11 protein-coding genes are annotated in these 14,107 nt (G+C 57.4%); 8 read left to right on the top strand and 3 right to left on the bottom strand.

Going from position 1 to position 14,107, the window contains the following annotated elements; all coding sequences use genetic code 11:
- The first annotated feature begins 812 nt into the window (after positions 1-812).
- Positions 813-3,092 (top strand): ATP-binding protein, encoded by a 2,280-nt coding sequence (locus ACVOLJ_RS08645; RefSeq protein WP_481563937.1) that lies wholly within the window; start codon positions 813-815, stop codon positions 3,090-3,092.
- 98 nt (positions 3,093-3,190) lie between these two features.
- Here ACVOLJ_RS08645 and ACVOLJ_RS08640 read toward each other — a convergent pair whose 3' ends face one another.
- Positions 3,191-3,817 carry a response regulator gene (locus ACVOLJ_RS08640; protein WP_481563936.1) on the bottom strand — a complete coding sequence of 209 codons (627 nt, stop codon included), beginning with the start codon at positions 3,815-3,817 and terminating at the stop codon, positions 3,191-3,193.
- Positions 3,818-4,754: 937 nt separating this feature from the next.
- Between ACVOLJ_RS08640 and ACVOLJ_RS08635 the strand changes: the two genes are divergently transcribed.
- From ACVOLJ_RS08635 to ACVOLJ_RS08610, 6 genes are all read left to right on the top strand, one after another.
- On the top strand, positions 4,755-5,375 hold the full coding sequence (locus ACVOLJ_RS08635) for a PIG-L deacetylase family protein (protein ID WP_108772007.1): 621 nt from the start codon (positions 4,755-4,757) through the stop codon (positions 5,373-5,375).
- Entirely contained in the window at positions 5,372-6,511 is a 1,140-nt protein-coding gene (locus ACVOLJ_RS08630; protein ID WP_108772008.1) for a glycosyltransferase family 2 protein, read from the top strand. The genes ACVOLJ_RS08635 and ACVOLJ_RS08630 overlap by 4 nt, the downstream gene beginning before the upstream one ends.
- A complete protein-coding gene (locus ACVOLJ_RS08625; protein ID WP_108772009.1) occupies positions 6,498-7,094 on the top strand; it encodes an LbetaH domain-containing protein in 597 nt (198 codons plus the stop codon). The genes ACVOLJ_RS08630 and ACVOLJ_RS08625 overlap by 14 nt, the downstream gene beginning before the upstream one ends.
- A 17-nt stretch (positions 7,095-7,111) precedes the next feature.
- Positions 7,112-7,897: a YaiO family outer membrane beta-barrel protein gene (locus tag ACVOLJ_RS08620; protein ID WP_108772010.1), complete on the top strand. Its 786-nt coding sequence runs from the start codon at positions 7,112-7,114 to the stop codon at positions 7,895-7,897.
- 417 nt (positions 7,898-8,314) lie between these two features.
- Positions 8,315-9,481, top strand: a complete 1,167-nt coding sequence (gene ampC / locus ACVOLJ_RS08615) for a class C beta-lactamase (RefSeq protein ID WP_481563935.1) — start codon at positions 8,315-8,317, stop codon at positions 9,479-9,481.
- A gap of 126 nt (positions 9,482-9,607) precedes the next feature.
- Complete coding sequence (locus tag ACVOLJ_RS08610) at positions 9,608-9,910, top strand: hypothetical protein (RefSeq protein WP_108772012.1); 303 nt, start codon at positions 9,608-9,610, stop codon at positions 9,908-9,910.
- Positions 9,911-10,033: 123 nt separating this feature from the next.
- Here the strand turns inward: ACVOLJ_RS08610 and ACVOLJ_RS08605 are convergent, their stop codons facing one another.
- Positions 10,034-10,237: a hypothetical protein gene (locus ACVOLJ_RS08605; RefSeq protein ID WP_108772013.1), complete on the bottom strand. Its 204-nt coding sequence runs from the start codon at positions 10,235-10,237 to the stop codon at positions 10,034-10,036.
- Between the two features lie 114 nt (positions 10,238-10,351).
- Positions 10,352-10,627 carry a helix-turn-helix domain-containing protein gene (locus tag ACVOLJ_RS08600; protein WP_481563934.1) on the bottom strand — a complete coding sequence of 92 codons (276 nt, stop codon included), beginning with the start codon at positions 10,625-10,627 and terminating at the stop codon, positions 10,352-10,354.
- 1,507 nt (positions 10,628-12,134) lie between these two features.
- Between ACVOLJ_RS08600 and ACVOLJ_RS08595 the strand changes: the two genes are divergently transcribed.
- A complete protein-coding gene (locus ACVOLJ_RS08595; protein ID WP_481563933.1) occupies positions 12,135-12,689 on the top strand; it encodes a cyclin-dependent kinase inhibitor 3 family protein in 555 nt (184 codons plus the stop codon).
- Positions 12,690-14,107 lie beyond the last annotated feature (1,418 nt).

The raw sequence follows: 14,107 nt of genomic DNA, 5'->3' as shown, positions 1-14,107 counted from the left end.
CTCGATGAACAAGTTCGATTTACGTGCCGAAAACGACGCGCCATCCCGATTACCTCGTTCCCATATCCAAGCGACTCAACCTTTCAACGGAAGCTCGACCGAAGCTGGAAAAGTCGATGTACTGATGCCGTCTCCAGTCGCTGACCGTAGATCCATCGAGATACAGATGTGGCACTTTTTGACGATCAAAGCGCCGCTCGCACGGTGCATTTTGATCTGCACCGAAGGGCTTTATCGCTCGTACTGACGCCGCCGCTACTGCTGCAACTGCCACCAATACCAGTACTGCAACCATCCTTACCCCTCTGTATGGTCACATGCCCCAAGCCCGACCAGCTACAGCACACGTGCAACTGGGCACCGATTCAGGCTGACAATGGTTGCAGGTTACGGCTCCACTCGTTGCTCTGCCATCGAACGAAACCAAGGCAGTGCAGAAGTTGCGATTCCAATTCGCTGTAAGGAAGGGCTGAATCGAGTCTCGCGCGGAGTTGTCGGTATGCCCGCAATGCGCGCTCCCGCAACGCGCGGCAATCCTCGATAGCATTGCACAGCGCCTGCAAGAACGGCGTCACGCGCCTCCTACAGCAACAAAGGCCACGAATTCTATCCTGAGCGTGCCTTTCGCGTTAATGTGTCGCTCGGCAGCGCGACTGCCATGAACGCTGTTTGCCCGCCACAAATGGACAATAACGATGACGCTCCCCGACCCTAGTTCCGTGGCATGGCCCTTCCTGGGTCGCACTACAGCGGCGACGCTACGTCATCTAAGCTCGTTGAGGGTGGCGGCACTGCTGTTGGGATGCGCACCTATGTTCGGAGTTGCTTCGCCAGTGCAGCTGACCCAGGCGGAACGGGACTGGATAGAGGCACACCCAGTGATCCGAGTAACCTCCGATGCACAACTGGCACCACTGGAGTACGTGCGGGACAACCAGCTTGGAGGACTTTCTTCTGATTATCTAAACCTAATCGGTGAACGCACCGGGCTGCACTTCCAGTTCACGCACGCCAGCGACTGGAACTCGGCACAAAGCGCGGTTACTTCAGGCCAGGCCGACATGCTGGTGAATGCAATGGAGGAGCGCCTCTCCCCAGCCACCGTAGAAGCCGTTCAGCTGTCGCGCCCTTATCTGACTGCATACAGCGTGGTCTTCACCAAACAGGACCATCCCAGTGTCTGGACCATGGACGACTTGGCCGGCAAGCGGGTGGCAGCCCGAGACCAAGGTCAGTACTCGGACGTGCTGCAGAGAAACTATCCTTCTATCAAGGTTGTGCCGGTACGCACGCCGCTGGATGCATTCCGGATGGTTATGGATGGAAAGGTGGATGCGGCCATGGGAACGGCAATGACTTTCGCACCGTTCATCGCCCGTCGAGATGACAGTGATTTGTACATATCACACCCACGCATCACGATGGCGATGACCGCGCACTTCGCCACCCGCAAGGACTGGCCACAGCTGCACTCAATTATTGAGAAGGCAATGTCCTCCATCTCCACAAAGGAGGAGTCAGAGTTGCGCGAGCATTGGCTTCGGAGCGAGGATTTCGGCGCCCCGACATTGAAGACGGTCCTCCAGTACAACTGGCCATGGGTTGTCGCCGTTGTCCTGTTGATCATCATGTTGGCGATCGCTACTCGGTGGGCGATGCAGGCGAGACGCACGGCAATTGAGGGCGAGCGCGTCAAGGCCCGCTTCTTGGCAACTATGAGCCATGAGATCCGCACTCCAATTAATGCCGTGTTAGGGGCCATCGAGGTGCTTGCAGATCAAGCCACGCAAGGGCGTCAGCAAGAACTCGCAGCGACCGCAGAGCAAGCGGCCGAAGCGTTGATCGGCCTACTGGATAATGTCCTAGACCTCTCCAAACTGGACGAGGGCAAAATGCAGCTGGAGAAAGTTCCAGTTGAGATCTGCGGGTTGGGCCGAAACGTGGCTTCGATCTTTGACGGGGAGCTACGGAAGCGCGGTATCGAACTGGATGTCGATCTGCCCGAACACGCTACCTGGCTGATGCTGGATCCTACCCGGCTACGCCAGGTGCTGCTGAATCTACTCGGCAACGCTCGCAAGTTTACAGAGCGCGGCAGCATCACATTGGCGATCAGCGTAGCGCTTGAAGGGACTAAGACCTGGCTGCATTGCGTGGTTAGCGACACCGGGTGCGGCATTCCCGCAGCGCTGCAGTCCCACATCTTTGATCCGTACACCCAGGCAGATGGCAGCGTTTCACGGCGGTACGGGGGAACCGGACTTGGGCTGGCAATCAGCAAGGAATTGGTAGTGCTGATGGGAGGCCGCATCGAGCTATTTAGCGAAGAAGGTGAAGGCACCACAGTCTGCTTCCAGATTCCGGCAGAGCCGGCGGAGGAAGCGCCGACGAACGCCGCGACCAATGCCATTTCCGGCATTCCCCGCCTGAGCGTGCTGATCGTAGATGACCACGCTCCCAATCGCTTGGTGCTTAGCGAGCAGCTAGCGCGACTGGGGATTGACGCTGAGGTGTCAGATAGCGCACAGGCCGCGCTCGCACGACTGCACGAAGACAGGGCGCTTCCCGACATAGTTCTGATGGACTGCTTCATGCCTGAAATCGATGGCTACGAGGCTTGCCGGCTGATCCGTCGCTCCGGAATCGCCGGTACCGATAGGCTGCCAGTAATTGCCATATCAGCTGCCACCGACGCCACTCACTTGAAGCACTGCCAAGATAGCGGCATGAACGGCGTGCTGAAGAAGCCGATTCGTTTGGTTGAGTTGCGAGGCATGCTGGCACTCTGGAGTGCAGGTGCAGTGGAACCAGGGAACGACGCCGCGAGTGACGCACTGCAGCGCCAGGTGCAAGAGGAAATGGGCGTTGATCTGTACCAGCTGCTGGCCCGCGATGTAGCCGAGCTACTCACCCACCTACAAGAAGCTGATCGGCGGCAAATAGAGCTTTATGCCCACCGCCTGCATGGCGCGGCTGGATTGATCGGCAAGCACGCCCTGGCGGCGGTGGCCGCAGAAATTGAGCGAGACCCCATGAGCAATCGCAGTGGCGCTATCGAGAAACTTTCTGCATTGCTTAAGGACCTTGAATGACCATCATCCACACGTACTTGAGCGGAAGCGGATTGACGACGCGACCTCAGTCACCAACCTCTATCCTTACCCACCGAATGCTTGCACAATGGACCTGACTACAGCGTAAGCTCGCCATTGCTGAGAAACACATGCAACTCTGCGTCCGTCTTGAGACCTAGCTTACGCATTCCACTAATTTTCTGATGGCTTATGGTGGCCACGCTTCGCATCTGCTGTACGGCGATCTCGCCAACCGTACGATGCGCCGCAATCTGCCGAAGCACATCAATCTCACGGGGGGAAAGTTGACTAACCCCTTTGACACGCTTGCCCGCCGGGCTAGCTGCAAGCACTGACTTGAGCGATTGGCCTATATAGGACTTGCCGCGAGCTGCCGCATTGATAGCGTGAGACAACTCATCCATCCCTGCATTCTTGTTCACAATGCACCTGGCACCAGAAGCAACGACCAGCTGCAGCAATCTCGAGTTGGCACTTACAGTCAATAGAACGATGCCAACTGACGGATACTTTCGGTGAACCGCATCCAGCATTGCTAGGCCATCAGGTTGTTCACCTGGCATGGTCAGATCGGTGACCAGGACATCGCACTGTTCGCGCCCCAGCATCCCGATCATCTCCTCTGGCGTTGCAGCTTCACCAACAACGATGGCCGTTACGTCGCGATTGATGATCTCTCGCGCTCCTGCGCGGACAACAGGGTGGTCATCGGCGATGATCACGCGCGTACTCACTGGTTCCACCATGGTCCTCACTACAAGAATTGTTATATATCACAGGCACCCGGCTGTGTACGGAACAGATGAGGGCTGAGCGGGCCTGAAAAAGTTCGACTCGCTTAGCATGCTTAGCCATGACCCCCAATCAGCTGGGCAATTCCGGTGACGGACTGTAACTGCAGTTGACGGAATGCACTGCAGCGCTTGAAACCAAGCACTGCTGCGGTTCCTATGCGGTATGGGAACGAGTTACTGAGCGCCCCCTAGTACTCACAAACGGCAAAATTAAGACCCTGGGTAACACGCGTTGGATAGCAATGCCACCGCGAACAATCCACCCGTGCATATGCCATTCGCCGCTCAGAATGAGCAAAGCCATCAGGCGCACTTACAGCAGCTGCCCCTACCGTTCACGGCACGACCAATGACTTGGATCGCAGTACTAGCACACTGGGCATCCAATGCACGAAAGCACCCAATCCATCACGGCGAACGTCCAATCCCAGAGGCTGACGCCTCGTGCGCCGCTGGGCAGCGCGACCCTGCTGAAGGCCGATAGAAGGGCAATCTTCGCATACTGCGGGCGACCATCATCACCCGCATGCAACGGGACCGCCCAAATGCCCTTGTTCTGAAAGCTGCGTCCAGCCTTGCCCCCTCTACTGCGGATCGTGATCGAGCTGCTACCGATGATCTCCGATCAAGGATGCGCTTGGCTACGCAACTAATTGCAAAGTCTATCCGCTCGGAGGATGTGGAATCGGATCAACGCTCGTTCTTCGACCAATCACATCGGCTGCCAGCCTTCCGGGCCACGTCCAGGGAACTTTGCAACTTTATTCATTGCCCCGCCACTTTGAACCCCTAAAAATCTCAACCAGTCCTGCAGAACAATAACGCTCTGCCCTCCCCCTACCGTTCTGCACCCCAACGAAACCACATGCTCACCATGAAACGCGCACTGGCCATCGGCGCTCACCCAGACGATATTGAACTAGGCTGCGGCGGAAGCATCGCCAAGCTCGCTAGTTCTGGAGTTGACGTTCACGCGTTGATTCTCTCCATGGGCCGCGAAGGCGCCACAGGATCGTTCGACCGTGCACAAGAATCGCATCGCGCCCTAGTTGCGCTTGGCGTCAAGCAAGTCCGGCAGTGCGACTTCCGCGATACGTCGCTACATCAGGACCTTGCAAGCATCATCAAGGAAATCGAGGAAGCCGTCCGCGCGATTCAGCCGGATCGGGTCTATACGATGTTCCAGGGTGATCGGCACCAGGATCATCGGACGACCTTCGAAGCAAGCATTGTCGCATCTCGAAATGTCCGGCAGGTGCTGTGCTACGAAACGCCCAGCTCGTGGCCAAACTTCAGTCCGACGATCTATGAGGATATTGGCCCCCAACTTGAGCCTAAGATCGACGCGCTGCGCCTGCACCGGAGTCAGTGCGACAAAAGTTATATGCAGAAGGATCAGATCCGCTGCGCCGCAGCGTTTAGGGGGCAGCAAGTTGGCTGCGGCCCCAGCGAGGGTTTCATTCCATACCGGATGGTATTCGAATGAAGACCGTCTTCTTCTTCGCCATGTGCGTGCTGATCGGGATCGTCCTGATCAAGCGCCGACGCCAGAGGCCCAGCCCGCATCTTCACAGCGTGGACGCCATTGTTGCGGCCTACAACGAAGGGCCGTGCCTGTCCGACTCGTTGAGGAATTTGCTCAGTAATCGCTACGTACGCTCGGTCATCTGCGTCAACGACGGCTCCAGCGATGACACAGGAGAGGTCTTGGATCGGCTTGCGGCCGAGTTCCCCGACCGACTCATAGCCGTCCATCAGAGCAATACCGGCAAAGGCGGCGCACTCATGCATGGCCTTAAGTATGCACGCGTAGAGCAGGTATTCCTGACAGATGCCGACACGTTGGTTCTCCCCGACGGGGACGACCTAGGCTACCTGCTGGCCGAAATTGAAGCCGGCGCGGACGCGGTCGGTGGCATTCCCTCCTCCAATCTGCGGCGCGCAGGTGTACTTCCTCACATCCGGGCGAGCCTAAAGCTGCCCATGATCGTGCTAAAGCGCTCACTCCAACAACTGCTAGGCGGTGCGCCCTTTATCATTTCCGGGGCTTGCGGCATGTTTCGGACCGAGGTGCTGCGCTCAGTGGGCTTCAGTGACCGCACAAACGTTGAGGATCTCGATCTGTCGTGGTCCCTCGTTGCGAAGGGATACCGCGTTCGGCAGTCCAACCGATGCGTAGTCTATCCACAAGAGTGTAACTCCATCGGGGAAGAATGGCGGCGATGGCGGCGATGGATCGTGGGCTACGCAGTCTGCATGCGCCTGCACCGGAGGCTGTTGCTCACCCGATTCGGCCTCTTCAGCATCCTCCCAATGGCGCTCGTGGTTGTTGCAGGGGTCGTGGCCATGGCCTTTACGTGGAGTGGTGCCCTCCAGGCCCATGGCCCCTTAGGCGTGCTCACCGCACTTCTTCCGCCGCTCTGGGTTGGGATCGCGATGGGGCTTGGAGTGCTGAGCGCCATCCACCACCGACGGCCGATGCTAGTGCTGACGTCCTCAATCGCCGTGCTCTACGTGCTATTGGCCTACACGATCTGGCTCACCCACGGGCTCAGAGGCCTGTTCTCAGGTCGCGAGCCGCTTCGCGATAAGCCGACGAGGTATCGCAATGTGGTGGAATGATGTTCAGAACATTGGCAACACACTGCTTGGACTTAGAAGCGACATAGCGCCAAGCGCAAGCGTAGCTCCCACCGCCACGATCGTTGGCGAAGTCGAGATTGCAGACGGCGCGAGGATCTGTCACGGCGCTTACATTCTCGGTCCGGTGAAGATTGGGAAAGACACCGTCATCGGCAATAACTCCCTCATTCGCGGCCCTGCAGTTCTGGGTAACGACTGCCAAATCGGCTTCTCCAGCGAAGTGAAGAACGCAATCATCGAGTCGGACTGCAAGATCGGCCCGCAGTGTTTCATCGCAGACTCAGTCGTCTGCCGCGGCTCATATCTTGGCGCTATGGTCCGCACGAGCAACCACCGATTGGATGGCAAACGAGTGTCGGTGATGGTCGGCGACGAGCTCGTTGACACGGGCATGGAGAAACTTGGCGCCAAGATTGGGAATCATGCATCCCTCGGCGTCCAAGTCGTGACTCTGCCCGGCCGGGAGGTAGCACCTCGAACCATCCTTGGGCCACGGATTACTGTCCAGCGCAACCTGCCGCCTGGACGCTACCAGCTCACCCAGCGCATCGAATCATACTAACCAAAGCTGAGCCCTTCATGCCCTATTTCAAACTGCACGGCGCAGCCGTCCTGATCGCCGCATCATTCAGCGCCCAAGCCGGCACCGAGTTGGTTTCTGCCAATACCCACATCGAGCACACCGATTACTCGGACGGCCGTGGAAAACGAGACGTGGTAACTCAGGCTGTGGTCGGTGACGTTGCCGGACACCGAGTTGTCGTGGATCTTTCGCACGGGCGCCGGGAATATGCCGACTCGACCTACAATGGCACCAAGTTCGATGCGTACCTGTATCAGCAGTGGTCCACTAGGTGGAGCGGTCGCTCCCAGATTTCCATCTCCACCGATGATCCCGTGTTTGCCAACCGCATCTTTGGTCAATCGCTCAACCTGAAGGTCGGCAGCAAGGTCCTCCTTCATGCCAGCGGCCGCTATACGGAGTACTTCGGAAACGTCCGCTCCCGTGCTTGGTCTGGTGGAGCGTCATACTATGCCGGGCAGTGGGTTGGCAGCTACCGCTACACGTATCATGATCTATCGAACCGCGACAGCGGGGGAAGCCATTTGGCTTCCTTGCGCCGACGTGACAGCGATGGCCATGGAAGCACACAGCTCTGGCTTGGCCACGGGAGGTCGGCGGCACTCTATGAAGCCATGCCGGGGATGGATGGGAGCAGTTCAACCAGCATCAGCATTCGGCGTTCGCAGCCGATCACTTCGCGCTTGAGCGCTGACCTGACGATCGGACGTGCATGGTTCGACGATGCCAACGGCGGATACCGCAGCGGCACCGCAAGGATCGGCTTCAACTACCGCTGGTAAGTGTAGGTTGCGGATCAATCCACCGGTGATCTAGCTACGGACAATGAGTTCTCAGCCGCATGATGCTGCATCATTCCGTCTCGGGAGCGATGCATTCATGAGTCTTCCTTCTTCGCCAGCAAGGAACTTCCGACCCAGGCTGGCGCCCTAGCGCCAGCCGCTGAAGATGTCTTAGCTTAACCGTGAACTCACTCAGGACCGTACTCTGATGCCACGTCTTTGCATCTCGACGGCTTGCCAACATCTTCTGAGCGGCGGCTTGATCTCCTCTGCTGCTTTGTATAGCGGCTCACTCCGGTGTCAACGGCGGAGCAAATTTGATCTACCGCCAACCCGTTCCTGGAGAGCTCGTCGACCGTAGCATGACTAGTGGGCGCTTACTTCCCGCCCCCCCCCTCTGAACACGAGGATGCTGCAATGCGAACCACAGCTCTACTCCTCTCCACGCTACTCGCTCCAGCTTCTCTGACACCGATCGAACCAATTGAAGCCGATCAGTTGTTCGAGATCGCCCCATATGTCGATTCTGTGGCTGCGGCGTTCATGGACCGGTATGCAGTACCCGGAATGGCAATTGCCGTGGTCAAACGCGGGCAACGGAGAATATTCAGCTATGGCGTCGCGTCGAAGGAGTCCGGAGCTCCCGTGACGCCCGATACGCTCTTCGAACTGGGATCCATCAGCAAGACCTTCACCGTCACTCTAGCGACGTACTCCGAGGCGCGCGGGAAGCTCTCGATGGACGGCACCGTCGGCAAACACCTGCCGGCGCTGAGCGGTCGCCCGATTGGGCAGATCCCACTGTGGCAGCTGGCCACTCATAGTGGCGGCGGCTTCCCATTGCAGTTTCCTAATGGGGTCCGGAGCGAGCGCGATGCCATGCGCTACTACCTGGATTGGAATCCCTCCTATCCGGGTGGTGTACGTCGAAGCTACGCGAATCCGTCGATTGCCCTGCTTGGAGTGATAACAGCGGAGTCCTTGGGGCTGAGCTTCGAGCACGCCATGGAGGGCGTCCTCTTTCCGAAGCTGGGCCTGACGGACACTTGGCTTCGCGTGCCCATGGAACGCCGCAAGTTCTATGCCCAGGGTTACAACCCTGCCGGCATCCCGGTCAGACTGAGCAAAGGGCCCTTAGGTGATCAAGCCTACGGCATTCGATCTACCGCACGCGACCTTCTGCGATTCGTTGAACTGAACATCAGCCCAGGTACCGATGATCCTCTGCTTGACCGTGCTTTGCTCAAAGCCCAAGTCGCACGATTCAAGGTGGGTCCCATGTTCCAGGATCTAATCTGGGAGCAGTACCCCTACCCCATCGCTGTTGAGGCTCTGGTGAAGGGCAACTCCGATGACATGGTCTACAACGTCAATCCCACTATCCCCATCACAACCGACGTTTCGCAGGGGGAGTGGCTACTGAATAAAACAGGCGGCACATCAGGATTCTCAAACTACGTTCTATTCGTTCCATCACGGCAGCTAGGGATCGTCATATTGACGAACAAATCCCATCCGAATGAGGGGCGCGTTCGTTTGGCCTACGCGCTACTCCAGCTTTTGGACCCATTACCTCCTCCCTGACCTCATCCAACTCGGATGCAACTATGCAACCTGTTGTATTCCGCAAACGCGCAATTGATGCGCACCATTGGAGCGCCAAACTCTCACATTCAGGCACCGCAATTTACCGTACTTGGAGGAATTACAATGGATAGCAAGACCGCCAGAAGCAAGCAACGTGTCGACACGCCGGCAGGCATACAGTCGGTCGACAGCGATATCCTCCTGCATGCGATGCGCGGCCACATCACCGCCCTGGATCACGCTGTCCGTCTCTTGATCGCAGCCTCCCCTGAGCGAGAAGTCCTCCAAGACGCTTGGCGCTGCGTGGTTGAAGATCTGACCAATGGCCACTCGGCAGACCCCAATCACTTTCCGAACGCTTTCAAGCTGGGCTTTGATCAATGCACGAATCGGATCAGCTGTCAGCTCCACGCCCGAGAGGAATGATTCACACAAGTCCAGCGCGAGTGCATGAGCCACTCAACATTCAGCGAACTTAGGGTGTCATTAAAGCTCACCAGACCAGGTGCCACAGAAGATTCCATTCCTGCTTTTGGTGCACCACTAGAGCTATCGGCTCGGACGGTAGCGTGCTGGCCCCAGACGAATCAGGTCGTCGATAGATGACGGCGACTCGCTATCCACGCTGACAACGTCGCCTTCGACATTGTTCATCAGCTGCAGCATGCCCTCAATCAGCAGGTCGTCGCCAAACATCGCGATGGCGCCAATAGTCGGGAGAAGCACGCCCCCGTCGAACTGGATTGCCGCCAAGTGATCTGCGCCAATGACTCACTGGTACCCCCCTACTCTCGCAGAGGGGTTACACCGACGGCTGGCCGAGCTGCCTACTCAACGATTGCCAATCGACAATCGACCTCAGTTGAGTCAATCGACCTTGATTGGGCTACTCCGCGCTGCCCTTCTTGCTCCCACTACAAGTTCGGACATCTCTTCATTTGAGAAGCCAAGAGCGGAAGTAATGAGGCAGAACTCCAATACATCCATGCGCCTGGAGCCGTTCTCGATGGACGAGATCTTCTGCTGAGGCCATCCCAGGTGAGCTGCCAGCCTCAACTGGCTAAACCCCAACGACATGCGGCGCTCACGAAGCTTACCAACCAAGCGGAGGTACGCGTTCTGGTAGATCGTCTTGGTAGCCATCCGTTCCGCCTCTGGGAGCGGAAGGCAATCTATGGCCGACAGCACTCATACAAGAAAATCATGTAGACGCCACGACTCTGTCTTGCTAGCATCCAGGCTGGCCAATTCGCCGAGGATCGAGTGATCTATGGGCATAGCCAACAGACCCTCCCTACCCCGTGGCCCGAGCTCGACGCCTTAGTCGTATCGCTGGGCCCCTTCTATACATGCGCATGGTGTGCGCTTGAGCGTTCAACGAGGGTTAGCGCTCAGATCTCGCCAGACCCGTCAGTCGTTCGGGATCTACTGACCTTCCTTGGTAGCGCTGGTGTACTTGCACAGTCCATTCCTCGAAGTGATCGGGTCAGGCGCTCGCTCTATGATTCGTTCAGTTGGTCCTATGCTGACGATTGGCACGCTCGAGGTAACCTGGAGGCCGCACTGTGCCAAACACTGGTTTCGGGCCGCTCTACACTTGAGGCGCACGCGCGCCTCTGGCTGTGGCGGCAGCTGTCTGATCGAGAGCTCTGCGCCTACCTAACCTCATTGCTCCGCAGACATCGGATCAGTGTTCGATGGGTCGACCAGATCATTGCCCAGCAGAAGGAGCATTGGCCTCATCTCAGCCTTGGGCGAAAGCGATATGTCGCCTGGTCATCCGTCCGAGGCGCGGCAAGCCATTACTTAGCCTCGGGCGGAGACGAAGAAGCCGCGATCCGAGTCATGTCCGCAGAAATGCGTAAAAGAACGCACTGGCTCGCCCTAAAGGAAACTGCAGGGGCGCTACAGAAGACAGACTTCTGCTTCATGCCTGACAGCAATTGGCGTCGTCCACTAATGCTCGAAATCGCCCTGGAGAGCATCCTACCAATAGGCCCTGACTACTGGCTTGCTCAACTTCCGCAGCTTTGCGAGTGAACTTTAAGGCTCCAGTTGATCAGTACAGCAGATGGATCTTTAGGAGAAACGAACTCATGCCCCAACTCTCTCAACGGCTTCAGCCTTCCATACTTGCACTTGATCTCGAGGGGACACTGATATCCAACGCCGTAAGTCAGATACCTAGGCCTGGCCTTCTTCGGTTCCTTGGTGAGATCAAGGAGATTTTTAGCCAGTTGGTATTGTTCACAACCGTGCCGGAGCCACAAGTCAGGAATATTCTCTCGTTCCTTGCAGAAGAAGGGGAAATACCGGACTGGTTCAAGTACTCCAATTACATCCAGTGCTTGGGGAGCACGAAGGATCTCCTCTTGGTTTCCCCCTCCCCGGCATAGCACTTCTTTTGGATGACCACCAATCCTATATTCATCCCGGGCAGGAGAAGTTCTGGATCAAGGCGCCTCTGTTCGCGTCCCCCTACTCTCCCCACGACGATGGGCTTGAAGTTGCCCTGACACGAATTCGAAGGAAAGTATCGATGCTATCTGAAGGCCGCGTCCTCGAGCGCTAGCTGTGCGAGCTCGCCGTTGCCGGACAGGGGCCGACGTATCACTTTATTGTCTCAACCCATCTTCCGCTGGACGCAGGCATGATCAAGACCAGTCAATCGCACCCCCTGCAGATCGCCGAACTTCCGATAGGGAACAATGGTGGCGCCGTGGGCATCACATTCGCGCCCGGAAAACAACAAGCGAACGCCATGACCGGTTCTTGGAACCGAGACATTGATACCGATCTAGCGACAATTTGCTCTTGGGGAGCGAGCCATCTTGTGTCACTGATTGAGCCTTGGGAGTTCGAGGAGTTGCAGATCTCAGAGCTACCAAATCGCGCCACTCTCTTCGGCCTTCAATGGCATGGTCTCCCAATTGCGGACGGCGCGGCGCCCGATGCGGGCTTTCTTCTCGCATGGTCGACCCTAGGCCCCTCGCTGTCAAAGGCCCTACTAGGTGGGAAAAAGGTGGTCATTCATTGCAAAGGCGGACTAGGTAGAGCCGGCACGGTCGCCTGCATGCTGCTCATTGACAGCGGAGCCATTACCACTCAAAACGATGTCATACGCGAAGTACGCCGCGTCCGCCCCGGAGCACTAGAGACCCTAGAGCAGGAGAACTTCGTTCTCAACTGGGGAACCAAATTTTGATGCCCGCCCCAAGTAGAAATCTTGCACATGAGGACACTGATCCACATGCAAATGCAGCCCCGCCCTCTACAGACCTAGGAGCCCACGGCTGCACGTTTTCGCACAAGCATAAAATGTCCGCCAAAGGCTTATGCAAGCCGGCGCACCTTCCATAGCTTGTCGTCCAGCAAGATGAAGGGCATTACGACGCTTCTAGTCAAACGCGCATGTGTGGCCACTACCCGCAGAGATTGGGCGGGATGGAACCCAGTCAATAGCTCAGCGCGGCCACATCCAGCCCAGCTGCCTGTTCCCTCTTCGCCTGAAGGGGAGAGTCATAAGAGATAGGGCCACGTTGCCAAAGCCTTTTTGATGCAGTCGCGTGTACCACTGACTGGAGTACCGTGCCGGTTTAGTCACACTGTCATCGAGATGCGTTGCGGCTTCTGCCGCAGCGGCCCTCCCTTCAAACTCATACTCAAACTCATCTATTGACTCTCCGAAAGCTGCTCCTTCGGGTCGATGTACCACCAATCGTTCGGATCTCTCTCCATGATCCCCGGCCAGTGAAATAGTCGCACAGACGAACTCTGGGGGCGGCGATTACCTCCGGGTTCGAACAGATGGGATCCAGCCATTGGACCTGCCGATGCGTCCACTCGAGCCAAGTCAGCGCCTCCGGGCTGCGATCTCCCGTCTGATAGAACGCCGCTCCGAATCGCCTTGGCCGCCCGCCACGCTCCAAAGCCGACAAACGATTGACCAGCTTCGCCCGCTGTAGCCTGAGCGTCTCCTCCGCACGTGCCGGCGCCATCCGAGGCCTATCGATTTCTTGAGCTTGAGCCGCTTTTTCCACCATCTCGAGACGAACTGCCAACAGCCCAGCTTCCCATAGCGGCATGGCAGCTATAACAACCCCGATGGCCGCCCATTACCGCCGATGCCACTGCCTGTCTCTACGAGCGCACGCCCTACCTGTTCATCAACCCACAGTTTAGGAAAGTGTGGCGACGCTTCAGGTAGGCGTGCCGGCCTCGTCGCCGCGGATCTCCGTCGAAGCCTACCTGGGCCGCGACGCGCCTACGGCCTCTTCCTGCGTAGTGCTGTTCATTGCAGTTGCAGCCCTCAATGAAGGGACGCCTCAGAAGATAGGAAAAATTTGCGCTGGAGCGTGTTATGAAATTTGATCTAGTTCGCGCCGACGTGATCTCTCCCCTGCCGATGCAGCACGTGATTTCCGCTTCTGGCGCCATCTTTCTGCGCTTCTAAATCAGCTGGCTGCAGCCATGCGAACTACCGGCCTGCTGGATCGAGTCGGCCGCTCAATATGACCAACTTTCGTACTATCACTATGTAACGCCACCCAACACCACGGCATCATACGGCCGCAGCTACCCGCCCCGCGTCACTGACACGGCACCCCACTGCCGACCAGCACG

This window comes from Stenotrophomonas sp. STEN046, from assembly GCF_056759755.1.
Note: the sequence above shows the minus strand (reverse complement) of the source record. Positions and strands in the feature narration are given on the sequence as shown.